General features: G+C 30.3%; 23 protein-coding genes and 1 tRNA gene. 11 read left to right on the top strand and 13 right to left on the bottom strand.

The features are described 5' to 3' along the window. Positions 1–11: 11 nt before the first annotated feature. A tRNA-Ile gene (locus tag HOH73_00120) sits at positions 12–88 on the top strand. Positions 89–868: 780 nt separating this feature from the next. On the opposite strand, the gene HOH73_00115 is transcribed toward HOH73_00120, so the two are convergent. From HOH73_00115 to HOH73_00100, 4 genes are read right to left on the bottom strand one after another with little or no spacing between them, the layout of a single operon-like run. Then, positions 869–1,351 (bottom strand): hypothetical protein, encoded by a 483-nt coding sequence (locus tag HOH73_00115; protein MBT5827279.1) that lies wholly within the window; start codon positions 1,349–1,351, stop codon positions 869–871. Next, positions 1,345–1,839 (bottom strand): hypothetical protein, encoded by a 495-nt coding sequence (locus tag HOH73_00110; GenBank protein ID MBT5827278.1) that lies wholly within the window; start codon positions 1,837–1,839, stop codon positions 1,345–1,347. The genes HOH73_00115 and HOH73_00110 overlap by 7 nt, the downstream gene beginning before the upstream one ends. A 4-nt stretch (positions 1,840–1,843) precedes the next feature. Next, the gene (locus tag HOH73_00105) at positions 1,844–2,473 is read right to left on the bottom strand and encodes a hypothetical protein (GenBank protein ID MBT5827277.1); all 630 of its coding nucleotides are present in this window, start codon (positions 2,471–2,473) and stop codon (positions 1,844–1,846) included. A 12-nt stretch (positions 2,474–2,485) separates the two neighbouring features. Further along, the gene (locus HOH73_00100) at positions 2,486–2,818 is read right to left on the bottom strand and encodes a hypothetical protein (GenBank protein ID MBT5827276.1); all 333 of its coding nucleotides are present in this window, start codon (positions 2,816–2,818) and stop codon (positions 2,486–2,488) included. Positions 2,819–3,016: 198 nt separating this feature from the next. Between HOH73_00100 and fabD the strand changes: the two genes are divergently transcribed. Further along, positions 3,017–3,964, top strand: a complete 948-nt coding sequence (fabD, locus tag HOH73_00095) for an ACP S-malonyltransferase (GenBank protein MBT5827275.1) — start codon at positions 3,017–3,019, stop codon at positions 3,962–3,964. A gap of 301 nt (positions 3,965–4,265) precedes the next feature. Here the strand turns inward: fabD and HOH73_00090 are convergent, their stop codons facing one another. Genes HOH73_00090 through hflK form a run of 4 tightly spaced genes read right to left on the bottom strand, consistent with a single transcriptional unit; the run spans position 4,266 to position 8,583 of the window. Beyond that, on the bottom strand, positions 4,266–5,168 hold the full coding sequence (locus HOH73_00090) for a DMT family transporter (GenBank protein ID MBT5827274.1): 903 nt from the start codon (positions 5,166–5,168) through the stop codon (positions 4,266–4,268). 2 nt (positions 5,169–5,170) lie between these two features. Next, entirely contained in the window at positions 5,171–6,634 is a 1,464-nt protein-coding gene (locus HOH73_00085; GenBank protein ID MBT5827273.1) for a Do family serine endopeptidase, read from the bottom strand. After that, positions 6,635–7,495: a protease modulator HflC gene (hflC, locus tag HOH73_00080; protein ID MBT5827272.1), complete on the bottom strand. Its 861-nt coding sequence runs from the start codon at positions 7,493–7,495 to the stop codon at positions 6,635–6,637. It lies immediately after the preceding gene. Next, positions 7,495–8,583: an FtsH protease activity modulator HflK gene (hflK, locus tag HOH73_00075; protein ID MBT5827271.1), complete on the bottom strand. Its 1,089-nt coding sequence runs from the start codon at positions 8,581–8,583 to the stop codon at positions 7,495–7,497. Before hflK ends, hflC begins: the two co-directional genes overlap by 1 nt. A 37-nt stretch (positions 8,584–8,620) precedes the next feature. Between hflK and HOH73_00070 the strand changes: the two genes are divergently transcribed. From HOH73_00070 to queF, 6 genes are read left to right on the top strand one after another with little or no spacing between them, the layout of a single operon-like run. Continuing rightward, positions 8,621–9,361: a P-loop NTPase gene (locus tag HOH73_00070; GenBank protein ID MBT5827270.1), complete on the top strand. Its 741-nt coding sequence runs from the start codon at positions 8,621–8,623 to the stop codon at positions 9,359–9,361. A 55-nt stretch (positions 9,362–9,416) separates the two neighbouring features. Beyond that, positions 9,417–11,138 carry a potassium transporter gene (locus tag HOH73_00065; GenBank protein ID MBT5827269.1) on the top strand — a complete coding sequence of 574 codons (1,722 nt, stop codon included), beginning with the start codon at positions 9,417–9,419 and terminating at the stop codon, positions 11,136–11,138. Next, complete coding sequence (locus HOH73_00060) at positions 11,139–11,789, top strand: 7-carboxy-7-deazaguanine synthase QueE (protein ID MBT5827268.1); 651 nt, start codon at positions 11,139–11,141, stop codon at positions 11,787–11,789. Next, a complete protein-coding gene (gene queC, locus HOH73_00055) occupies positions 11,786–12,454 on the top strand; it encodes a 7-cyano-7-deazaguanine synthase QueC (protein MBT5827267.1) in 669 nt (222 codons plus the stop codon). Before HOH73_00060 ends, queC begins: the two co-directional genes overlap by 4 nt. Next, positions 12,447–12,995 carry a GNAT family N-acetyltransferase gene (locus HOH73_00050; protein MBT5827266.1) on the top strand — a complete coding sequence of 183 codons (549 nt, stop codon included), beginning with the start codon at positions 12,447–12,449 and terminating at the stop codon, positions 12,993–12,995. Before queC ends, HOH73_00050 begins: the two co-directional genes overlap by 8 nt. A gap of 2 nt (positions 12,996–12,997) precedes the next feature. Next, a complete protein-coding gene (gene queF, locus HOH73_00045) occupies positions 12,998–13,450 on the top strand; it encodes an NADPH-dependent 7-cyano-7-deazaguanine reductase QueF (protein ID MBT5827265.1) in 453 nt (150 codons plus the stop codon). Between the two features lie 167 nt (positions 13,451–13,617). On the opposite strand, the gene HOH73_00040 is transcribed toward queF, so the two are convergent. From HOH73_00040 to tpiA, 3 genes are read right to left on the bottom strand one after another with little or no spacing between them, the layout of a single operon-like run. Then, positions 13,618–15,240 carry a CTP synthase gene (locus HOH73_00040; protein ID MBT5827264.1) on the bottom strand — a complete coding sequence of 541 codons (1,623 nt, stop codon included), beginning with the start codon at positions 15,238–15,240 and terminating at the stop codon, positions 13,618–13,620. A gap of 18 nt (positions 15,241–15,258) precedes the next feature. Then, positions 15,259–15,567, bottom strand: coding sequence for a preprotein translocase subunit SecG (gene secG, locus HOH73_00035; GenBank protein MBT5827263.1), 309 nt, complete (start codon positions 15,565–15,567; stop codon positions 15,259–15,261). Between the two features lie 52 nt (positions 15,568–15,619). Beyond that, the gene (gene tpiA, locus HOH73_00030) at positions 15,620–16,330 is read right to left on the bottom strand and encodes a triose-phosphate isomerase (protein ID MBT5827262.1); all 711 of its coding nucleotides are present in this window, start codon (positions 16,328–16,330) and stop codon (positions 15,620–15,622) included. 100 nt (positions 16,331–16,430) lie between these two features. Between tpiA and HOH73_00025 the strand changes: the two genes are divergently transcribed. Further along, entirely contained in the window at positions 16,431–18,281 is a 1,851-nt protein-coding gene (locus HOH73_00025) for a hypothetical protein (protein MBT5827261.1), read from the top strand. Next, positions 18,271–19,758 (top strand): anthranilate synthase component I, encoded by a 1,488-nt coding sequence (trpE, locus tag HOH73_00020; GenBank protein MBT5827260.1) that lies wholly within the window; start codon positions 18,271–18,273, stop codon positions 19,756–19,758. Before HOH73_00025 ends, trpE begins: the two co-directional genes overlap by 11 nt. 343 nt (positions 19,759–20,101) lie before the next feature. Here the strand turns inward: trpE and folD are convergent, their stop codons facing one another. Continuing rightward, positions 20,102–20,968: a bifunctional methylenetetrahydrofolate dehydrogenase/methenyltetrahydrofolate cyclohydrolase FolD gene (folD, locus tag HOH73_00015; GenBank protein MBT5827259.1), complete on the bottom strand. Its 867-nt coding sequence runs from the start codon at positions 20,966–20,968 to the stop codon at positions 20,102–20,104. 44 nt (positions 20,969–21,012) lie between these two features. After that, the gene (locus HOH73_00010) at positions 21,013–23,352 is read right to left on the bottom strand and encodes a S8 family serine peptidase (GenBank protein MBT5827258.1); all 2,340 of its coding nucleotides are present in this window, start codon (positions 23,350–23,352) and stop codon (positions 21,013–21,015) included. A gap of 115 nt (positions 23,353–23,467) precedes the next feature. Here HOH73_00010 and recA point away from each other — a divergent pair. Continuing rightward, on the top strand, positions 23,468–24,150 hold a 683-nt coding region (gene recA / locus HOH73_00005), incomplete at its 3' end, for a recombinase RecA (GenBank protein ID MBT5827257.1).

Genomic DNA, 24,150 nt, shown 5'->3' with positions numbered 1-24,150 from the left:
ACATTCATGTGGGGCCAATAGCTCAGTTGGTTAGAGCACGACGCTCATAACGTTGGGGTCGTAGGTTCAAGTCCTACTTGGCCCACCATTTTTCAAATAAGATAAGTTTATCTTATTATAAAATAATTTTTAATCCCCCACCCTATAATATTTAAAATATTAAAACTTATTGAATAATTACCATTACCCATCTTTATTTGCTATGCTAAACAAATCAAATTAGCTCCTTAATTAGCAGCATATTTTGCCTATCAACAGTTTTGAAATAATAAAAAATTATATATTACGCCAAATATTAGTGAGAAACTCTGCAATAGCCCACTTTAGCTTGGCTATATTTACAGTTATTAATAAAGTTTTGGGGTTTAGTAAAATAAAAAAGTAATATCTACCAAATCCCATCTATAAAACTAATTTTCTTCTACAATTTTTCCTCCATAAATTACACCTTAGAATTTTGAATTAGCAATAGCTAGTCCTGAAATTCTAATGTAAAATTTCTAGAGCAAAACTAATTAAATAAAACCATCCTTATAAATGAGATGTGGTAGATACCAAATCCCATCTATAAAACTAATTTTCTTCTGCAATTTTTCCTCCATAAATTACACCTTAGAATTTTGAATTAGCAATAGCTAGTCCTGAAATTCTAATGTAAAATTTCTAGAGCAAAACTAATTAAATAAAACCATCCTTATAAATGTATAACATATAAAAATAGATTATAACTATGGATAGCTTAACAAAGTCTTTTACTCTGGTAATTTTATTTCACTTAGATGTTATTAAAGTTTTAATAACATACAAAAGTCAGTAGCTATTTTTATTAGTTAACTAAATATTTCTCAACAAAATATATGTTACTATTTTACCATTTAGATAAACCTATAGCACCCTGATTTTTAAGATCCCAAACATTTAAAATACCGTGACCAGCTGCAGGTAAGTCTCCATCCCCTTTATCACCACCTAGAGGTAATGAAAATCCTTGACCTGGTAATTTAGGTGTCATTTGCGCCTCTTTTAATGTGGCAGTAACAAAATGACGACAATAGATCATTGCAGATGACCATGCTCTTAAATATGGCTTAACTCCTTTTTTAACCATCTCTCTATCTTTTTGAAATTTGTAAAATAATTTATAATAATCATTTGCAAAACCAGTTGCCATACCTGTTTCACAACCATCCAACCAACCTTGCTTATAGTCCGGAAAATAACCTGCATTTTTAGGATATTTTTTTAATAATCTTTTATTTGGAGCAAAAATATTATTTCTGGTTGGATCACACGCAACTATTTGTTGTGTTAAAATTAATAATATTGTCAGCCTAATAATTTTATTTAACATTGATAAATACCCTTACAACCTTTGAACATATTATTCCACCAATTTTCCCCCTCACCTATAAATTTAAGTGATGCATTTAATTTTATATCTACGCCACTATCTAAACTCCAGGCAGTTACACTACCATGGTTATAACTACCTTTAGCCCAAAACCAACTATGTTCTGGTTCTAAGAAGCTATCAATTGAACCAAAAGCATTTCTATTTACTATGTGGAAGCAATAAATATAACCTCTATACCACGAGTCATAATACTCATCATCAGATATCAATTCTGGATTTTGTGTAAAAGTAAAAAAATTCCTATATAAAGTATTTCCTCTCGAAGAGTGCCCAGAATCACATCCGTCTCTAATACCTTCCAACATTTGTCTTGAACCATATTCAGGTAACTTAATTTGTGATGGCGTAATGATATATTTTGAGCATGATATTTCCATGCCTAAAGAGATAATTAATAATAGTCTAAATAATTTTAATTTTATCATAAATCTATAGCATCTGTCTTCTTTGTGGTGATTCTAAAACATCATAATAACGCTGACAATACCAGAAACCTGTCTCCCAGCCCTTATCATATTTGGGTTCAAAGCCATCACCTTGAATATATCTTGCATCTTTGAAAAATTTGTAAACTAATTTATGTTTAGATCTACCTGTTGCAGCTTTGCCAGTATCACAACCATGTCTCCAACCAATTCTAAAGTTTTTTGGTCCAGGAGGAGCACCTTCTATTAAATTCTTTTTAATCGTACCAGGCATTGCTTTTATATTTAACCTAAAACTTGGCATAAAAATTGAAGCTTTCATTTTTGAGGCTAAATATGGCACCCACAAACCACAATAAATGTAGGCATTACGCCACATTCTACGATATAAGTTTGATTTATTATTAAAAACTGGATGTTTATATAAACCCTTTCTGTTCATTGCTATAATATTATGTTGATTTTCATTCAGTGCTAAAGAACAGCCATCAACATAAGCAGCCTGAAACTCAGGTGGTCCGGGTGGAGGAGTCATATCTAAAATAGCTGATTTAGATAGGAAATCCAAAGTCTTGTTACAACCAGATAAGAAAACTATATAAAATATTATTATTAAAAAACTTTTTTTTCTCATATAAATCTCAACTTAAGTGATTTCCCAATCGTAAATATATGTACAATGCTCCTCACCATCAACAAAGCCAGACGCATAAAATGAATTTGAAGTAAGTAACCAGCCATCATAAACTGATTTTATACTTCTAACTCCTCCCTCTCCTACTGAGGAAAGTACTGATTTGCAACCATCTCTAAAACCATATGAATAATCATCATCACCATCAGGCAAACCTCTTGCCATATAAGGCCTTGGTCTAAAACCCCAATTCCATGATTTGGGCATGCTCCACATTTCTCTGACACAAGAGCCAAGAAACAAAAAACAACATGTCATGATAATTATTCTAGTAAAACTGTTCATCTAATCCGTATTTCTAAGTTAACAAAACATATTATAGCATATTTTTAAGTGACACACAAGCCATTTTGGTTCAAATATAAAAACTATAATTACCTGTGTGAAATTTACTTTTTATAAACTTAACAAAAATCACAATTACATATTTCTTGTAAATTTAACTAATTTGAATATTTTATCAGTAAACTAAAACTATATAAAATGACAAAAAAAATAGCCTTTATTTTTCCTGGTCAAGGATCTCAAAAAATTGGCATGGGTAAGAATTTTTACGATAACTTTGCTTCAGCAAAAGAAGTATTCCAAGAAATTGATGATGTTTTAGAACAAAATTTATCCGAATTAATTTTTTCAGGTGAAATTACAGAATTAACTAAAACCGAAAATACGCAGCCAGCATTAATGGCTGTATCCATCGCTATTTTAAAAACCTTATTAATCGCAGCTAAAAAGGACATAAATGAAATAGCAACTTATGCAGCTGGCCATTCTTTGGGAGAATATTCTGCTCTAGCTGCTGCTAATGCTTTATCTGTTGCAGATACAGCTAAAATCCTCAAAGTAAGGGGTGAGGCTATGCGTGATGCTGGTGATAAAACTCAAGGTGCAATGGCGGCTATTATCGGTACTGACTTTGAAACTGCTGAAAAAATTGTAAAACAAGCGGCTAAACATGAAGTTTGCCAAATCGCAAATGACAATTCTTTAGGACAAATAGTAATTAGTGGGCATAAAACCGCAATTGACCGTGCCATATTGCTTGGTAAAGAATTTGGAGCTAAAAAAATAATTCCACTACCAGTAAGTGGTGCCTTTCATTCTGAATTAGTCAGAGAAGCTGGTGATAAAGTGGCTAAAGCTCTGCAGCATATCACAATTAACCAACCTTTAATACCAATTATTGCTAATGTAACCGCTAAAGCAGAGCAGAATTCTACTAATATTAAAGAATTGTTAGTAAAACAAGTAACTTCTAAAGTTAGATGGCGTGAAACCGTAACAGAACTTAAAAATCTAGGTGTAACTGATATTATCGAAATTGGTTCAGGTAAGGTTTTAACTGGTCTAGTTAGAAGAATAGAACCTGATTTAAACATATTTAATATCGAACAACCAGATAATTTAGATGAGTTTTTAGCTAGTTTTTAATTAGCACAAAACTTTCTTTAAGGCTATTCTCTTAAATTATTTTCTAGCTTTGGCTGCTCATAGCATTACTAACTTAATAGTTAATTCTCCTGCTAGTTTTTTAAAGATTTTGCTTTCAATAAATTAAATAATTTAATCAGTTTAATAATTTGCGATAGCTAGCTTTTAAGTCTTAATAGATATTATACTAAAAAAAAAATTACTTATGCGACAGAAATTACTAGAGCTACAAATGCTTCGTTTAGAACTTATAACAAATTCAAACATTTGTACGGCTAATGATTTAAATTAGCTTTTTTAACTAATTTGAAATTAAACTCTTAATCTTTTTAACCTTTGCTAAATCTAATTTCTTAAGTTTATTTTCACGATAAGATATATAAATATTACTAGTTATGATGACCAAAGAGCCTAAAATATCATAAATATTTGTTTGATCATTAAATAAAATATACGCAAAAATCCCGACAAAAACTAATCTAATAAAATCATATGGCATAATTGCAGTTACATCTGCAAGTGATAAAGATTTAGACAGTGCATTATGAGCAAAATTAGAGGTTAAACCAATTAACAATAACCATATAACATGATTTAGCTCTATTATTTGCCAGTTAAATACAGCGAAAATTAGAGCTATTGGCATCATCATTGATGCCATATAAAATGTAATTAATTTTGGCTGCTCTGTTGCAGATAATTTTTTAATAATAATAGCAGCTATTGCCCATAATGAAGTAGATATTAAGACTAATATAGTTGCCAAATTAAAATCAATAAAACCAGGTCTTACAATTATTAAGACACCTGTAAAACCTACCAAAATAGCTGATATTCTATATATTCCAGGTCTTTCTTTGAGAAATATTATTGCTGCAATAGTAGTAAAAATAGGGCCAGTAAAACTAAGTGATGTTGCTTGGGGTAAAGGTAATCTAACTAAAGCATAAAACCAAATTAGCATAGCAATTATACCAATTACAGCGCGAAAAAAAAATAATTTTAATTTTGAAGTTTTTAAGACATGAAAACCACTTCTAATTAACCATGGTAACATTAATAATAGGGAAAAAAACAAACGCCAAAATACTATAATATATGCGTTATAATATTCAGATATATATCTAACTAAACAAAGCATTATTGAGATCCAAAAGGAACTAATAATTGCCCACATAATACCCTCCGACTTCTTACTCAACATTTTTACTCTATATTAACAGTTGCAATCACGGTAAGTTCACCCCTTTTGATTGATAAAACTGCATATTTTTTTCCAAATTTACGATTTCTCTCAATAATTCTCTTTAATTGTTTAAATGATTTTATCTGCTCTTGATTAATCTTACTAATAACATCTCCTTCGATTACACCTGTAATATTATTTTTTGAATTATCAGCAAAACCTATGATTAAAACTCCATTTAGCTCTTCTGGGATTGCATAATCATTTCTAAATCTGTGATTTAATTCTGTTAATTTAAGACCCAAATACTCCTTATAAGTTATGCCTGTTTTCTTTTGAATTTTCTTTTTATCTTCACTTGGAATATTTTCAATTTCTACAATTATATTTTTGGGTACTAACTTTCCATTTTCAAAGCGTAATATTTTTAAATTTAGCTTATCCCCAATTTCTGTAGAAGAAACAATTTGCGCAAGTAGTTGAGGACTATTTATTAATTTACCTGATATCTCAACAATTAAATCATCTGGCTGTAAACCATATTTTTCCGCCGGACTATCAGCTATAACAGAAATAACATAAGCTCCATAGGTTTTTTCAAGCCCAAGAGCATCAGCCATATTTGGGTCCATATATTGTACACTAACACCAAGCCAGCCTCTAATTACTTTGCCTCTAGCTTTTAATTGTGCTATAACTGGTATTGCTGTATTTGCTGGAATAGCAAAACCAATACCAATATTACCACCAGCAGCATTAGAGAATATTGCAGTGTTAATACCAATTAATTTACCTTTACTATCAAACATAGGGCCACCAGAATTACCTTTGTTAATTGCAGCATCTGTTTGAATAAAATCTATATTACTACCAACCATTAAATTTCGCCCTCTTGCAGAGATAATTCCAGCTGTAACTGTACCACCCAGACCAAAAGGGTTGCCAACTGCAATTACCCAGTCACCTACCGCAGAATTATCTGAATCCCCTACTTCAATAAAAGGAAGCTTATCTTTTGTTTTGATTTTTAAAAGTGCAAGATCAGATTTTATATCTCGACCAATAATTCTTGCTCTTACTATTTGACCATCATTTAATTTAACATCAACTATTTCTGCACTATCTAATACATGGTTATTTGTCACAATATAACCATCCTCAGAAATAATAAATCCTGAACCTAGCGAAGTTACAGTTTCAACTTTATCTGCTATAATACCACTACCAAATAAATCTTTAAAGAAAAATTCAAATGGTGAATTTTCAGGAAGTTCTGGCAATAAATCTGGTAAATCAACTCCTTTTTTAGTTATGCTTTTGCTGGTAGATATATTTACAACTGTAGGAAGTAGTTTCGCTACCGTATGTGAAAAAGAAGGGAAACTAAGCGAGCATATGTCAATGTTTTTATCATTTGCAGATAAGCTATTTAGAAAAATGGCAGAAAATAAAAATATATAAATAAATCTCTGCAAGATACACATCTATCTATAGATGTTATTCAAATATTTAAAAAATCTACTATCTGGTGAAATTACTATGTTCTTATCGGAAGAAGCTAATGATGTTCTATATGCTTCTAAAGTTTTATAAAACTCAAAGAAAGCCGGATCTTTACCATATGCACGAGCAAATATCTTGGTAGACTCTCCATCTCCAGCACCCTTAATAATGTCTGACTCTTTCAATGAATTAGCTATAATTTCTACTTTTTCTCTTTCTGCCTTGGCAATTATCTTTTTAGATTCTTCTTGGCCTTCTGCGCGAAACTCTTTAGCTTCTCTTTCTCTTTCTGTTTGCATCCTTCTGTAAATAGCCGCACTATTTTCTTTAGGCAAATCAGTTCTCATTATTCTCACATCTAATACTTCAATGCCAAAACTAGCTGCTTTATCATTTACGATATCTCTAATATCAGACATAATTGAAGCTCTTGTATCTTCTTGTAATAAAGCACTTAATGGAGCATTACCAAGAACTTGCCTCAAGCTTGACTCAATAACTGAACTAAGTTTTATTTCTGCTGATTTCTCGGATCTTACTGATTGAAAAAACAACAGTGAATCTGTGATCTTATATTTTGCAAAAGCATCGACGATTAATCTCTTACGATCAGATGCTATTACCTCTTTAGATGCTGCATTTATATGTAAGATTCTTTTATCAAAGAAAACTACATCATCTACAAATGGAACTTTAAACTTTAAACCAGGTTCTATTTCTTGGTCCACTGCTTTTCCAAATCTAAGCTCTACACTTTGTTCAATTTGAGTTAAAATGTAAAATGAGTTTAGTATAAAAAATAGACTAATTACAACTACACTAAGGGCTAAATATTTTTTCATTATTTTCTCACTTTGTTTAATTCATTTATAGGTAAATAAGGCATAACACCTGTTTTTGACACACTGCCATCTATTATTGTTACATTAGCCTTATCTAAAACTTCTGTCATAGTATCAATATAAAGTCTTTTTCTAGTGATATCTTTGGCTCTGGAATATTCTTTGTAAACTTGTAAGAATCTCTTTGACTTACCGGTTGCATCTGCAATTTTAGCGTTTTTGTAAGCAAGAGCCTCTTCTATGTTTTTCTGTGCATCTCCCCTAGCTTTAGGAATAATGTCATTTTTATAAGATTCAGCCTGATTTATAGATTTTTCTTTATCTAATTTTGCGGTCTGCACATCTCTAAACGCATCTATAACTTGTAAAGGTGGATCAACCTTTAATAGCTGTAATCTAACAATATCTACACCTGCTTCATATGAGTCTAAAACATTTTGCAATAACATTTTGCTTTCCTCTTCAATTTGGCTTCTTCCTTCCGCTAATGCAACGGCTATGTTTGTCTTACCAATTACAGCTCTCATTGAGCTTTCTGCTGCACTTCTTACCGTATTACCTGAAAAAGCATCTCTAACATTAAATAGATAATTATATGCGTCCTTAACACGCCATTGTACTTCAAAATTGATGTCGACTATGTTCTCATCTCCAGTTAACATTAAACTTTCTTCTGTTCTGGACTGAACATTGTTACCTATCGAGCGATAGCCAACTTCTATTAAATTGATTTTAGTTACCTTAACTTTAATCTTTTTTTCAACAGGTGCAGGTAAGTGATAATGCAAACCAGGTGATACGGTTCTATTATATTTTCCAAATCTTAAAACTAAACCTTGTTCATCTGGACCTACTGTGTAAAAACCAGTTAAGAGCCACAATACAATAAAAGCTAAAAAACCTAAAATTATGCCTTTGAACGAATTAAAGTTAGGATTAAATTTATCAAAACTACCTTTATATTTTTTGTAAAGCAGCTCTAGATCTTGTGCTGCTTGGTCTTTGTTTGCGTTATTTGCAGGTTTCTTTTTCTGCGTATTATCTTCTCCCCAAGGATTTTCGAATAAACTGGCTATTTTTGTCAACATATTGTAATAATTAGTTATTAATCTTCTTAAGCTTCATATGCTAAATTTCAATATTAAAAATAAAATAAAAGAAAACAAGCCTAAAATCATTTTAATTTGTGGTGCCAAAGGAGGTGTGGGGAAATCTACCCTTTGCTATAATTTAGCTTTGGCTAGTCAGTCTTTAAAGCATAATACAGCAATTGTGGATGCTGACATTTATGGACCCTCAATTCACCATCTATGTGGTATAAAGCAACAAGCACCAGAAATAAAACATAATTTAATGGTACCAATTACGGTAAAAAACCTACAGCTAAACTCAATGGGTTTTCTGGTCCCTAAGGAGAGTGCTCTTATTTGGCGTGGCCCAATGATAAGTAAAGCTATTAACAATTTAATCAACAAGACCATATGGTCTGATTTGGATGTTATGTTTATTGATATGCCACCAGGCACTGGAGATACTTATTTATCACTATTAAAAAATTTCCCTGAGGCAAAAGCTGTTATAATCACTCAACCTCAACAAATTGCACTAATTGACACAGTTAGAACTATAGATTTAATGAATAAAGCAAATATTAATATTATTGGACTCATCGAAAATATGGCTAACAAATTATATAAAAATAAGACGCAAGATTTCTGCAAAGCACATAATATTAAGAAAATAGGAACTTTAGAACATGATCAAAACATCCCTTTTCTCTCTGAAAATAACCAATCCTTATTTGAACAAAACAACAAAAACTCTAAAATAATTTTACAAATGGCAAAAAAAATTCTAAATTTTTAGTTTAGCTTTGTAATTTTTATATTATAACTCAAAAGCAACTTAACTTTTTAATGTTTTGGATTTTATAAAATTTTTAGCTGATAGCCTAGCCAATACTCATAATTTTGGTAACCATGACATTTTACCAGATGTTTTAACCATATTATTTTTTGCTGTTTTAGTTGTAGTAATATTTCGCAAAATACGCTTAAGCCCTGTTATTGGTTATATAGCAGCTGGCGCATTAATAGGACCTTTTGGTCTTAATATTGCAGGATATAACGATGTAACCAAGTCTCTTGCTGAGTTTGGTGTTGTATTTTTGTTATTTGTAATTGGCCTTGAACTAACCATGGATAGATTAATGGCTATGCGTAAAATGATTTTTGGTTTGGGTTCAGGTCAATTTTTAGTAACATCATTAGTATTTGCCCTAATTTTAGCTCCTTTTTTAAAAGATATTCCATTAACAATAGTTGTAGCAACAGGTTTAGCTTTATCATCTACTGCAATTGTACTAAAAGTTTTGGCTGAAACACATCAAGCTAATACTACAACTGGAAAAATAAGTCTGTCCGTTTTACTACTTCAAGATTTAGCTGTAATACCGTTATTTGTATTAATACCAGTTCTAGGTGGGGATAATATTAACTTACTGAATACCTCTTATATGATTATATTTAAATCTGTTTTAGCTTTATCTGTTATCATTTTAGTAGGAAGATATTTGCTAAGACCTATCTTACATATTATAGCATCGCAAAAACATGAGGATTTATTTATAGCAACTACTTTATTTGTGGTTCTTGGGGCGGCATGGCTAACTAATTATATGGGTTTATCACTAGCCTTTGGTGCTTTTATAGCAGGAGTAATAATTGCAGAAACAGAATTTCAACATAAAGTAAAATCCACTATAGATCCGTTTAAAGGTTTGTTTTTAGGTTTTTTCTTTATCACCGAAATTGGTATGCACTTAGACTTAATCCTGATTAGCGAAAAATTTATAAGTATAACTTTATTAGCTACAGCATTAATCTTAGTAAAAGTTATAGTTACTACCCTAATCTGTTTAGCTTTCAGGAAAAAATTTCCAGTTTCATTAAATGCCGCTTTACTTATTTCGCAAACAGGTGAATTTGCTTTTGTGTTATTTGAAATGGCAAGAAAGCAAAATATTATGACTACAGAAATGTTTCAACATTTATCTGTTGTAGTAGGTATTTCAATGGCAATCACTCCATTACTTGCTTTAATTGGCCGTAAATATGAAGATAAAATAGCTTATCAAAAACAATTAAAGCAAAAAAACCAAGATTTTGTTTTAACCAGTAATTCCGTCATTATTGCGGGCTTTGGACGAGTGGGTAATACAATTGCATCAATTTTAGAAAAAGAAAAAGTTAGATATATAGCAGTTGATAACAACAATAAAATAGTTGCCACATATCATAAAAAAAACATCCCTATTTATTACGGTAATATGGCAGATAATAGCTTTTTACATAGCTTAGATTTAGAAGATTCTCCCACTGTAATTCTCACCATGACTAATAAAACAGCTCTAAAACAAACTATTAACCTAATTAAAAAGAACTATCCTAACATACAATTAATAGTAAGAGCACTAGATATAGATCATTATGAGCAGTTAGAAAAAATTAAGGCTAAACAATTTATTATACCAGAAGTTCAGGAAACTAGCCTCCAAATGACCCGGGTAGCCCTTAATTTAATGGGCGAATCAGATGAGCATATAAAGGAAACTATACAACAATATAGGAGTAAGAAATTCTAAATGTTTGGTAAAAATAAGATTCTCAAAGTAGAAAACCATTTGGGAGACTTTCTTATGGTGGTAAATATTTTTAAAACCCTACAAGGAGAAGGACCTTTTAGTGGTGAGCCCGCAATATTTGTCAGACTAGGAGGCTGTAATTTAAAATGTTCTTTTTGCGATACTGAATTTGACAATTTTGAGCGTATAAATTTAAATGATATCGTACAAAAAATTAACACAGAGATATCAAAAGATAACATAAAATTAATTGTTATTACTGGTGGAGAGCCTTTAAGACAGCCTATTGAAAAATTCTGTGGCAAATTATTAGAGCTAGGTTTCAAAGTGCAAATTGAAACAAATGGAACAATAGCAAGAAAGTTACCGCAAGAGGTTCATATAGTTTGCTCTCCTAAAATTACTAATAAAAAATATAATATTAGTGAAAATTTAATTAAATATGCTGATTCTTTTAAATTTTTATTAAGTAGTGAAGGTGATTATAAGCTTATACCTAAATTAGAATGTTCTAAACCAATTTATGTACAACCTATTGACAGTTATAATCAGCAACAAAATCTGCTCAATCAAAAATACACCATGAAAGTTGCTTTAAAATATGGCTATATATATAGTATACAACAACATAAAATTTTAAATATCGAATGAAAAAGGCTATTATTTTACTGAGTGGTGGACTGGACTCGGCGACTGTAGCAGCAATTGCACTTAATAAAGGATATGATCTTCATGCTGTTAGCTTTGACTATGGTCAAAAACATAAAAAAGAATTAGATCATGTAAATTTAATTAAACAAAGTTTTAATATTAATTCTGCGCAAGTTATAAAATTAGAACCTGAAGTTTTTGCCACATCATCATTAACAGGTGACTCACCAATAGAAAAAAATCGCGACTTAAATAGCTTAGAAATACCTAATACATATGTACCAGCGCGCAATATTATTTTTTTATCATATACTTTAGCAATAGCAGAATCTTACAATATATGTGATATATTTATTGGTGCTAATGCAGTTGATTATAGTGGCTACCCTGATTGTAGGGCCGAATTTATTGCAGATTTTGCAAAAATGGCGAATTCAGGCACAAAATTGGGACAAACAAGAAAAATAAATATTCATGCCCCATTAATAAATTTAACTAAAGCAGAAATTATAAAAAAGGGCCTTGGTTTGGGCGTGGATTATAGTATCACTCATAGTTGTTATGATCCAATAAATGAATATTCCTGTGGCAAATGTGATTCATGCCTGCTAAGATTAAAAGGCTTCAGCGAAAATAATATAAAAGACCCTATTAAATATGCTTAAATTATCTGAATTTCCATTATTAGACATAGATGATAATTTTTATCTAAGAGAACAAAAATATTCAGATGCAGAAGATTTTTATAATTATATAGCTAAACCAGAAGTTAAACAATATATCTTATCTACTATTCCAAAAACTCTAGATGAAGCAAAGGAAGAGATAATCTATTGGATCGATCTTTTTTACAGAAAAACTGGTATTTACTGGGCTATTGCCAATAAAGAAACCAACCAAATGATCGGTGCTATTGGTTTTCATGATCTAAATTATTTTAATAATAGAGCTGAAATTAGCTATGATTTAGACCTTGATCACTGGGGTCAAGGCATAATGAGCAAAGCAATGAATTCAATATTAAAATATGGCTTTGAAATAATGGGTATAGAAAGAATTCAAGCATCAACTATAAAAGTAAATTTGGCCTCAATTAAAATTTTAGAGCGAAATGGTTTTAATTTTGATGGCACACTTAGAAATTTTCGTTTACATAAAGGTAAATATTACAATATAGAAATGTATTCCAAATTAAGTAGAGACTAAAAATGAACCATAAACCTAAATTACTCGGGCAAAATGTTGCTTTGCCAACTGAACCTAATATTAAAATTTTAGAAGCTGTTAATAATCCCCATCAAGATGTGAATTATGTCACCAGATTTACCTGTCCAGAATTCACTTCTATATGTCCTGTAACCTCACAGCCTGATTTTGCTCATTTGGTAATAGATTATATTGCTAGTAAACATATGGTCGAAAGTAAATCATTAAAATTATATCTAGGCTCTTATCGTAATCATGGGGCCTTCCATGAAGATTGCACAATTTCCATTGCTAAAGATATTATAAAAGTAATAGAGCCAAAATGGTTTAGAATTGCCAGTTATTGGTATCCAAGAGGTGGCATTCCTATAGATGTATTTTTTGAGCATGGGGAGGTTCCAGCAAAATGCAACATTCCTGACTTAAGCACACCCATGTATCGCGGTAGAGGTTAAATTAATTAACTAACTTACTAATTATTTGCAATGTTTTCTGGAATTTACTAGAAGTAAATGCATTAAATAATACTGAAAATATAAATATATAAAACATTAATCTGAACATATAAAACCCTAAATTTTATATATTATAGCATATTTTAACTAGCCATGCAAGAGTAGTGTTATTTATTATCTAAAGCTGCTTTTACAAATGACTTAAATAAAGGGTGAGCCTTAAATGGTCTTGTTTTAAACTCTGGATGAAACTGCACTGCTATAAAGAATTTATGGTTCTTTAACTCTATTATCTCTGGTAAATCATTAGATTCTGACAAACCTGAAAATATTAAACCTGCTTGTTCAAATTTATCCTGATATGCAATATTTGCTTCATATCTATGTCTGTGCCTCTCATTGATAAAATCCGTTTCATATATTCTTGCAGCAAGAGTATTTTCTTTTATTTGGCACTTATAAGAACCTAATCTCATTGTACCTCCTAAATCAGATTCAGCGTCACGCTTTTCTACATCACCATTTTTTTGCCATTCTGTTAATAAGCCAATAACTTTTGCACCATCTGTTTTATTCTTTTCAAATTCTGATGAAAAAGCATCAAGGCCTAATTTATTTTGCGCAAATTCAACAATAGAAAGCTGCATACCTAAACATATACCAAAGAAAGGAATGTTATTTTCTCTAGCGTATTTTATTGCGGCAATCTTACCTTTGATACCATCACTACCAAAACCTCCAGGGACTAAAATAGCGTTACTAGTTACAAGCAATTCGGTATTTTTTGCTAATTCTCTAGCATTTAGCCAATTTATTTTAACTTTAACATTATGTGCATAGCCTGCATGATCTAAAGACTCAATCAAAGATTTGTAAGATTCTTTAAGGCCTATATATTTACCAACTATTGTAATGTTAACTTCTTCTTCCAAATTATTTAGATTATTTTCTAAATTTTCCCAGATAGAAACATCCGCTTTTGGGTAATTTTTAATACCTAATTTATTAAAAATGATTCTATCAATATATTGTTTTCTTAAATATAGAGGAACTTTATAAATTGAATCAACATCCAAGGCTTCTATTACACTTTCTTCTTCTAAGTTACAAAATAATGCTATTTTCTTTTTTTCATCGGCTAAAATTTTATGTTCACTCCGGCAAACTAAAATATCCGGTTGAATTCCTATTGATCTGAGCTCTTTAACTGAATGTTGGGTTGGTTTGGTTTTTAGCTCTTTTGCGGCATTAACATAAGGCACCAGAGTAACATGAATAAATAATGAATTTTCTTTACCAACTTCATTACCAACCTGTCTTATTGCTTCAAAGAAAGGTAGTCCTTCTATGTCACCAACTGTTCCACCTATTTCATAAATTATGAAATCTTCATCAGTAATATCACTGTAAATAAACTCTTTAATCAAATCTGTTACATGAGGTATAACTTGAACTGTACCACCTAAATAGTCACCTTTTCTTTCTTTTTTAAGTAATTTAGAGTAAATTTTACCTGCTGTAATATTATCAGATTTTTTACCATTAGCATCAGTAAATCTTTCATAATGTCCTAAGTCTAAATCTGTTTCAGCACCATCTTCTGTAACAAAAACTTCACCATGTTGAATTGGACTCATAGTTCCTGGATCAACATTAAGATAAGGATCCAGCTTTCTAATTCTAGCTTTATAATTATGAGATTTTAATAAGGCAGCAATACTTGCAGCTGTTATACCTTTTCCTAAAGATGAGACAACTCCACCAGTTATAAATATAAACTTACTATTCATGTTTTTTTAATTCTGTCATTACTCGGCTAATGGTATTTGATTTTTTTTCTCTTCTTCTAAAAGATCTTCAACTATGGAGTTCCCTTGAGACTTCTTATTTGCTATTACGCCTAAAAACAAAGTATTTGCCATAAATATTATTGCCAAAATCATAGTAGCTTTACTTAGAAAATTAGCGGCAGATCTTGCACTCATAAAATTACCAGTTGGTGTATATGAGGACACTAAGCCATCCCCTCCTCCACTTGGTTGTAATAAAACAAAAATTACAATAAATATTGCAACTAAGATGTGAACAATTAATGAGATTGTTTGTAATGATTCCATGATGTCTAATATACGCTTATAAAAGCTTCATATTAATAAGCGTAAATATTTGTTATTGCAAGCTCAAAGCTATTTTTGAAAATTCACTTGCTTTTAAACTAGCAGAACCAACTAAATAGCCTGACAAATTCTCTATTTTTGCAAATTCATCACAATTTTTACTACTTACAGAACCTCCATATAAAATACTTACATTTGGTTGATAAGCACTTATCAAAGCAAACACTTCCTTTATTTGCTCAAATTTTGGAGTAACACCGGTGCCAATTGCCCATACTGGTTCATAAGCAATGATAAATTCTTTATTTAATTGCCATGAAATTGATTCTTCTAACTGCTTTTTTATAACTTCCTGATAACTACCATCTTCTCTTTGAGCTAAAGTTTCACCTACACAGATAACTGGAATTAGGTCATGCTTTTGTGCAGTAATAGCTTTTTTAGCTACTAATTCACTAGTTTCAAACTGATATTGCCTTCTTTCAGAGTGCCCTAAAATAACATATGTTGCAGCTAAGTCTTTTAGTATAGAGGCGCTTAAATCACCAGTGAAGGCACCCTTATCTTCGTAATGACAATCTTGCGCTCCAACATGTAAGTTATTCTGATTTAATAATTTAGCAAAAGATGCTATATAAGGTGCGGGTGGGCAAAAAACTAAATTAACTTTTAGGTTAATATCTATCGCTATTTCTGAAAAGTAATTATTTAGAAATTTTTCGTCTCCATTCATTTTCCAATTTGCTATTGCATATTTCTTCACAGTTTACCTTCTAAAATTATTCAAAATTTTATTATATATTTACTAATTAATTTACAACAGTTATGTTATATTTTTTTAAATATTTATATATAAAATAATTATGCTGGGGAGCTTTAGAAATTTTTCTGAAACAATTTATGTTAAATTAATAATAATTCTTATTATTTTAAGTTTTGTTTTTTGGGGTATAGGAGATGTTTTTCGCAGTAAGTTAACTGATCATTCAGTAAAAATTGGCAAACAAAAAATTTCTACAGCTCATATAAATCAAGAAGTTCAAAATCTAAAAAATCAAGCTAATCCGGATAATAAATTAAGTGATGAAGAATATAGATTATATGCCTTGCAAAATTTAATCAGAAATTCATTAATTACACAAGAATCTGCAGCACAAGGAATTCTAGTTAATCAAGAGCTGATTTTTTCGATTTTAAAAGAACAGCCACAATTTAAAGCTGTCGATGGCAGCTTTTCAACAAGTAAATTTAAAAATTTCCTTCTAAGTTACAATTTAACTGAGCAAAATATATTTGCCAATATTCAGGAGCAAGTAATTAGTGATTTATTTGCTAATTTTTATCAAAGCTCTGCGATTAATTTTAGTGCATATGACAAATTAGTTTCACAAAATTTGAATCAAGAACGAAATATTTCAATTATTAAATTTCCATTGGATAAACCTTCAACACAGATTACGCCATCTGAGCCAGAGTTAGTTGATTTTTATGCTAAAAATAAGGATAAATTTCTGCAATTGGGGCAAAGAGATGTTTCTGTATTAGATTTTAGCTGCTCAGCTTTCAAAGCTAAAGTCAAAGTGTCAAAAATAGAAATTGAAAATTATTACAGTAACAATAAAAATTTATTTAAAATTCCTGAGCAAAGAAATATAGAGCAATTATTTTCAAAGGACGAAAAAACTATTAATGCTGCTTATGAAGAATTAAATAGTAATATTTCTTTTTATCAAATAGCTCAAAATTTGAATATGAATAAAAATGATATTGAGATTGGTTTTCAAGAGAAAGAGCAAATATTTACAGATTTTGCAGTTCCTATTTTCAATATTAGCAAAAATCAATACACCAAACCAATTAAAGGTCCTTATGGTTGGCATATTTTCAGAGTATTGGCAATAAAACCAGAAAAACTAACAATGTTCAAAGATGTCCAAGAAGAAATAACAGCAAAATTGCAAAATCAGGCAGCATGTAAAATTGCTAAAGAAGCCTTTAATTTGGCAGCTAATAACATAGATACTGAAATGACTTTAGAGCAAATTGCTGAAGTAGCTGGTTTAAAGCTAACTACGCTAGACATTTCTAAAGAAGATCCTGTGGAGTTAAGTAGCTTTAATCAAGAGAGCATCCAAAAGTTCAAAATGGATATGTTTACTGATGGGCAAACTAAAATTATTAATAAAAAATCTTATAGTGATGAAAATTTTATTCTTTATCAAATTAATGAAATAAAAGATCAAAGACATTTAGCAATAGATGAAGTAAGAGGAAGGCTTATTACAGAGTGGCAGAAATTTAAGCATATTGAAAATAATGAAAAAACAGCAAAACAAATTTATACTATTATCAAAGATTCAGACAATAAATTAACTACTTTAAATCAATTAAAGAAAAAATATAATCTATCTATAAGTAAAAGCTTTATATCTAGAGATAATGAGCAGTTAAGCGATCAGTTTATGCAATTAATATTCTCACTGGATAAAACGAATAAAATATCCCCTCCTTTATTAAGTTTAGATATGAAAAATTTTCAATTTGCATTATATAATTTTAAAAGAATAAAACAATCAAGTGCAGGTGAAGAATTATTCATGCAAGAAAGATTAACACAAATATACCAAAATCATTTTAACAATAATATTACAGACTCATATATGAATTTTCTTATCAGGAAATATGGAGTTGAAATAAAGCAAAATGATGATTAAAAATTACAAAGAAGAATTTCTTACAAAATATATTAAAGCTAAACCATTTATTATTAGTGAAGAGATTAATTCAGACTTAGACACTGCTATATCGCTTTATTTAAAACTTAAAAATATTTCTAAATATTCTTTTTTATTAGAATCTGCTGAAAAAGATAATAACAAAGGTCGTTATTCTGCAATTGGTCTTCTTCCTGATTTAATTTGGGAATGTAATAAGAACATTATAACCATAGCTAAAGAAGGAACAAATTACATCCAAGAAAACTCTACTAATGATGAAATTAAAGATTCGCTTGAAAAGATCCAAACTGAATCTAAGATCGAAGAATTTTCTTATTTGCCAGCCATTTCATCTGGGCTGTTTGGCTATATGAACTATGATATGGTTCATTACTTTGAAAATATTCCGGCTCATCAAAAAGACGAGCTTAACATACCTGAAGCAAAATTTATTAGACCAACAATCATTATAGTCATAGATAATTTAAAAGATAAAATTATGTTATCTTTACCAATATACCCAAATGATTTAGAAGGAGAAAAAGTTTTTATACAAAAGCTAGCTCTAGTTGATAAAATAAAGAAACATCTTACAAATAACATTAAGATAAATTTGCAAGAGCAAAATACTGATAATTTAAATTTTAGCTCTAATTTTTCTAAAACAGAATATCAAGATATTGTAGCTAAAGCCAAAAGCTACATTAAGTCTGGCGACATATTTCAAGTTTTACCTTCAAGAAGGTTTAAGGCCAAGTTTCCTCACTCTGGTTTTGCTTTATATCGTTCTCTCAGAACCTTAAATCCATCACCATTTTTATTTTATTTAAATTTTATTGATTTTGAAATAATTGGCTCAAGCCCAGAAATTATGGTAAGAGTAAAAGATGATATAGTAACTGTAAGGCCCCTTGCTGGCACTAGAAAAAGGGGAAATAATGCAGTTGAAGACCAAGAATTAGCTAAAGATCTATTAAATGATAAAAAAGAAGTGGCTGAACATTTAATGCTAATAGATTTAGGCAGAAATGATGTAGGTAGAGTAGCGGAGAAGAACTCTATTGATGTAAATAAGTATATGGAAATAGAATATTATTCACATGTTATGCATATTAGTTCAAATATTGACGGTAAAATTAAAGCGGAAAAAACTTGTTTAGATGCATTAATAGCAGGTTTTCCAGCAGGAACTGTGTCAGGCGCCCCTAAAATTAGAGCTATGGAAATTATTGCAGAGTTTGAAAGTCAAAAAAGGTCATTTTATTCTGGCTGTATAGGTTATTTTTCTGCGCATAAAAAACATATGGATATGGCTATCATGCTTAGAACCGCTCTTTTAAAAGATAAAATTCTTTATGCACAATCAGGTGCTGGTATCGTTTATGATTCAAAGCCAGAAATGGAATATGAAGAAACAGAAAATAAAGCAGCTGTAATTTTTAAAGCAGCCGAAAATGCTATAAAATTTACATAATTATCTAATATTAGAAATATAAGCAGAAAATAAGGTAAATAGCTAACTACTTTTTATTTATGCTTTAACCTGCTAACAATCTAAATATTATAAAACATAATTACTTAATAAAATTACCTAACTATGTGTTTGCTTTATCAATGAACATAAAGCTAAATGTTAGATCCTATTTCTTTACGCTAAAAGTTCCAACTCATTATATTAAAACAACTAGAAAACGACTTAAAATAGCTGTTTTCATCTTTAGATAACTTTATATACGCTGTTATAACCGGTTAGAAATAATTTAAATATAATATGTTGTTATAAATATTTGAGTTTTGGTTTAAAGCAAAGCTAATATCTAATCATCAATGGTAGATTTAGCCGCTTTTAAAGTATTCTTCATTAAGCAAGCAATTGTCATCGGCCCTACTCCTCCAGGAACTGGTGTAATTGCAGCCACTTTATCATGCACAGAACTGAAATCCACATCACCAACTAATTTATATTTATCATTTAGTTTAATACGATTAATACCTACATCTATAATTACGGCATTATCTTTTATCATTTTAGCAGTAATAAAATTTGCAATTCCCACAGCTGCCACAATAATATCTGCTTTAACTAAGATTTCTTGCATGTTTTTTGTTTTGGAATGGATGATTGTAGTTGTACAGTTTTTTTGCAACAATAACTCAGACATTGGTCTACCAACTATATTAGAGCGGCCTATAATAACAGCGTTTTTCCCAGATAAATCATTAGCAAAAAAATCTTCTAATAACATCAAACAGCCCTGTGGCGTACATGGAACTAAAGAATCTTGACCTGTATATAATTTACCAACATTTTTTATATTAAAACCATCAACATCTTTTTTGGCATCTATGGCATTAATAACTTTATCTTTGTTAATATGCTTTGGTAACGGTAATTGCACTAAAATACCATGTATATCTTTATCCTTATTTAACTTATTAATTTCACTTAACAAAGCATCTTCACTGATATTATCTGGTAATAAGATCTCTTTTGACAAAAACCCTATATTTTTCGCTTTTTTATTTTTATTACCAACATAAACTTGGCTTGCTGGGTCACTGCCAACCAAAATAACAGCGAGACCAGGTGTAATATTATATTGCTCTTTTAAAGATTGAGTTTCTAGTGCTAATTTTTTGCATATTTCTGTTGCAAAGTTTTTACCATCAATAATTTTAGTCATATTATTACACATTATAATTTACGCCTATATTATTATAGGCTTTTTTAAAAAAAGTAATCATAAAACATAAATATTTCTGTTTCTTTATTTTCTTGCTCATAAAGCTTATCTTGGTGAAATATAAGATTAAATTTCAGTGATTTATTATAAGAAATTTGTTTATTTAGAAAAAACTCATAATCAAGCTGTAATTGTTGATCAAAATCTACTTTATAAGTATCTGTTAATATTTCACCATCATCAGACAAGCCTACCGGTATGGTATAAGCAAGGTCTCCTTTTCTAATTTGCCATGGCTTTGAAAGTATAAAACCTATCTGAAAATCTTTTTTAATTTTTTGTACGGCACCTAATGAGAAGCTATCAGAATAGAATTTATCAGATAAATTAACAAAACTATTTTCCTGCTTTTTATTAAGGGTTTCCATAAAACCATATTTAAGGAAATAATTTATGTTATTAAATTCATAGCTTGATGATAATTCTATAATATTGGTTTGATAATTCTTACCTATGTTAAATGCCTCATTTCCACTTATACCTTGTGCAGAGTTTTCTTCAATAATATATTGATATTTTAGCGCATGTTTAGAGTTTTTACTATTTTTAAATAATTCACTTGAGAACCCTGCAAAGCCTTTCTTACTAATGTTATTTTCTTTCGCAATAAAGCCTAAATTTAACGAATATTCTTTATTATTATGCAATAAAGCATTGAAATTTATACCTTTCATGTCGTGCGCTGAATTAAAATAATTTGCTGAATTATCTTTTGTTAAAATATTAAGATTTTTGAATAAATCATCATTAAATAGATTTTTATTTTCAACTTCACCAGCTGCTATGTTAAAAGCTATTTTTTTATGAGAAAAACTATAATGTAAATTGCCAAAATCAGAGTCAATTTCTTGTGTATCAGGTTCTATAAAAATATGCTTCGCTAATAAGTTAGTTTTTTTGTACAAATTAATATTTAAACCGCCATCCCTAAAGTTTATATTTTCGAAATTATATTTGTTATTTATTAAATTGTTACCGTAACTATAATTTGCACTATCACTATTTAAGAAGGTTATTTTATCCAAGTAATTTGCTGTATAATCTCTATTATAACTATCAAAAAACACACCTTTACTAACAAAATCACTAAATTCCGCCGTAGCAAATAAACTTTGATATTCTTGTGGAATATATAACTCTGAATTATCATATAAATATTGTGAACTACCAAGAGATGTAGTTGAGCTTCCCTGGCTTTGAACTGCACTATCTAAATTCAATAAACCATGTCCAGTTACAGTATTAATATTGCTTGTATAACTAGATAATTGATCTGCTGTAGTTAATAATATATCTACAATCTGCGCACCAGTAAGACTTGGCCATGCTGATTTTAAAATTGCTGCAGCACCAGATACGACAGGTGCAGCCATAGAAGTACCTGACATTATAGCATAAGAATTATCTGAATCATTCGATGTTGAATATATGCTAACCCCAGGTGCCAAAAGACAGTAATCTTTTGCAGCCCCACATCTATTACTAAAATCTGCAATTTCATAATTTGCACCATCATATGCAGCAACTACTATCATTTGTTGATTTGCCACAGAATCATTGGCAAGATAAGCCGGGTAGGATGGCTGACTTGCTCCTTCATTACCAGCTGCAACTACTAAAACTAAATCACTATTACCACTTACCATAGTGCTAATATTAGTTTTTATATCATCTATTTGTGAGCTTGGAATAGTTGTTGGGTAACCCCAACTCATATTGACAATTTTTGCACCAGAATCTTTAACAAAATTATAATAGTCACTGCTACCATATTGATTATCAACTAAATCATCTAAAGCAACTGATAATAAATTAGCATTTGGTGCGACGCCATGCATGCCTGAATCATTTTTATCTGCTGCGATTATTCCAGCTACATGAGTACCATGCCCATCATCATCTAAAAGGCTATTTGTGTCACTATTAGGTGAATAATTTGCCTGAAGATCAGAATGATTCATAACAATGCCTGTATCGGAAACCACTACATCTACACCATCCCCTGCCCAGTTTTTTTCTCGATTGCTTAAATATGCATAAGCATCTGCTGCGTTTATTATATCTAAGAAATTTTGTGTGTTTAAAGTAGTACTATTTTCTGTATAAGAATATCTTGTGAAATATTCAGTAGTTTCAAAGTTTGACGCAGCGCAAACTGTTGTAGCGCAAGTTGCAGAAATTTCTGTATCAGAAAAATTTGCAAATAAACTATTATCAGTAGCTTCAGAGGCCGAAGAAGAACTTGAACCAGAAGATGAACTTCCACCTGTACAAGAAGGTAAAAATAATAATATAATAACAATTAATAAATTACAAAACTTCATCTATCAACAACTTATCTAAAAATTTTAAAAAACAATATTGTGTATTTGCAATATTGAGTTTAACATTATAGCATATTTTAAGTTAGAATACAACATTTACAAATAAGGTTTAAGAATGGATAAAAATAAAGCGTTAGAAACTGCACTATCACAAATCGAAAGATCATATGGAAAAGGCTCTATAATGAAATTAGGGCAAGGCCAATTACAACAAATAGAAGCTGTATCAACTGGTTCAATAGCAATAGACTGGGCTTTGGGTATTGGTGGCCTTCCTAAAGGCAGAATCATTGAAATTTTCGGTCCAGAATCCTCAGGAAAAACTACTTTAGCTTTAAGCAGTTTAGCCCAAGCACAGAAAAAAGGTGGCACTTGCGCCTTTATTGATGCTGAACATGCTTTAGATCCTGTTTATGCAGAAAAACTTGGGCTTAACATTGATGAATTAATTATTTCACAACCAGACACTGGTGAGCAATCACTTGAAATTGTTGATACTCTAGTTCGCTCAGGTGCAATTGATGTAATAGTAGTAGATTCTGTGGCTGCATTAGTACCAAAAGCTGAATTAGAAGGAGATATGGGTGATAGTCACATGGGTCTTCAAGCTAGATTAATGAGCCAAGCTTTAAGAAAATTAACTGGCTCTGTTGCCAAAACTAATTGTATTGTGATTTTTATTAATCAAATTCGTATGAAGATTGGTGTAATGTTTGGGAATCCAGAAACTACAACGGGCGGTAATGCTCTTAAGTTTTATTCATCAGTACGAATAGATATTAGACGTATAGGCGCATT

This window comes from Alphaproteobacteria bacterium, assembly GCA_018667735.1.
GTDB lineage: Bacteria > Pseudomonadota > Alphaproteobacteria > Rickettsiales > JABIRX01 > JABIRX01.
Note: the sequence above shows the minus strand (reverse complement) of the source record. Positions and strands in the feature narration are given on the sequence as shown.

Excerpts from the sequence above, each read along its gene's own strand:
- HOH73_00010 (MBT5827258.1), bottom strand. The coding sequence starts at position 23,352 with ATGAAGTTTTGTAATTTATTAATTGTTATTATATTATTATTTTTACCT.
- queF (MBT5827265.1), top strand. The coding sequence starts at position 12,998 with ATGAACCATAAACCTAAATTACTCGGGCAAAATGTTGCTTTGCCAACT.
- HOH73_00100 (MBT5827276.1), bottom strand. The coding sequence starts at position 2,818 with ATGAACAGTTTTACTAGAATAATTATCATGACATGTTGTTTTTTGTTT.
- HOH73_00050 (MBT5827266.1), top strand. The coding sequence starts at position 12,447 with ATGCTTAAATTATCTGAATTTCCATTATTAGACATAGATGATAATTTT.
- secG (MBT5827263.1), bottom strand. The coding sequence starts at position 15,567 with ATGGAATCATTACAAACAATCTCATTAATTGTTCACATCTTAGTTGCA.
- trpE (MBT5827260.1), top strand. The coding sequence starts at position 18,271 with ATGATGATTAAAAATTACAAAGAAGAATTTCTTACAAAATATATTAAA.
- HOH73_00110 (MBT5827278.1), bottom strand. The coding sequence starts at position 1,839 with ATGATAAAATTAAAATTATTTAGACTATTATTAATTATCTCTTTAGGC.
- HOH73_00060 (MBT5827268.1), top strand. The coding sequence starts at position 11,139 with ATGTTTGGTAAAAATAAGATTCTCAAAGTAGAAAACCATTTGGGAGAC.
- hflK (MBT5827271.1), bottom strand. The coding sequence starts at position 8,583 with ATGTTGACAAAAATAGCCAGTTTATTCGAAAATCCTTGGGGAGAAGAT.
- HOH73_00070 (MBT5827270.1), top strand. The coding sequence starts at position 8,621 with ATGCTAAATTTCAATATTAAAAATAAAATAAAAGAAAACAAGCCTAAA.
- HOH73_00040 (MBT5827264.1), bottom strand. The coding sequence starts at position 15,240 with ATGAATAGTAAGTTTATATTTATAACTGGTGGAGTTGTCTCATCTTTA.
- HOH73_00090 (MBT5827274.1), bottom strand. The coding sequence starts at position 5,168 with ATGTTGAGTAAGAAGTCGGAGGGTATTATGTGGGCAATTATTAGTTCC.
- queC (MBT5827267.1), top strand. The coding sequence starts at position 11,786 with ATGAAAAAGGCTATTATTTTACTGAGTGGTGGACTGGACTCGGCGACT.
- hflC (MBT5827272.1), bottom strand. The coding sequence starts at position 7,495 with ATGAAAAAATATTTAGCCCTTAGTGTAGTTGTAATTAGTCTATTTTTT.
- HOH73_00115 (MBT5827279.1), bottom strand. The coding sequence starts at position 1,351 with ATGTTAAATAAAATTATTAGGCTGACAATATTATTAATTTTAACACAA.
- HOH73_00085 (MBT5827273.1), bottom strand. The coding sequence starts at position 6,634 with ATGTGTATCTTGCAGAGATTTATTTATATATTTTTATTTTCTGCCATT.
- folD (MBT5827259.1), bottom strand. The coding sequence starts at position 20,968 with ATGACTAAAATTATTGATGGTAAAAACTTTGCAACAGAAATATGCAAA.
- HOH73_00025 (MBT5827261.1), top strand. The coding sequence starts at position 16,431 with ATGCTGGGGAGCTTTAGAAATTTTTCTGAAACAATTTATGTTAAATTA.
- HOH73_00105 (MBT5827277.1), bottom strand. The coding sequence starts at position 2,473 with ATGAGAAAAAAAAGTTTTTTAATAATAATATTTTATATAGTTTTCTTA.
- fabD (MBT5827275.1), top strand. The coding sequence starts at position 3,017 with ATGACAAAAAAAATAGCCTTTATTTTTCCTGGTCAAGGATCTCAAAAA.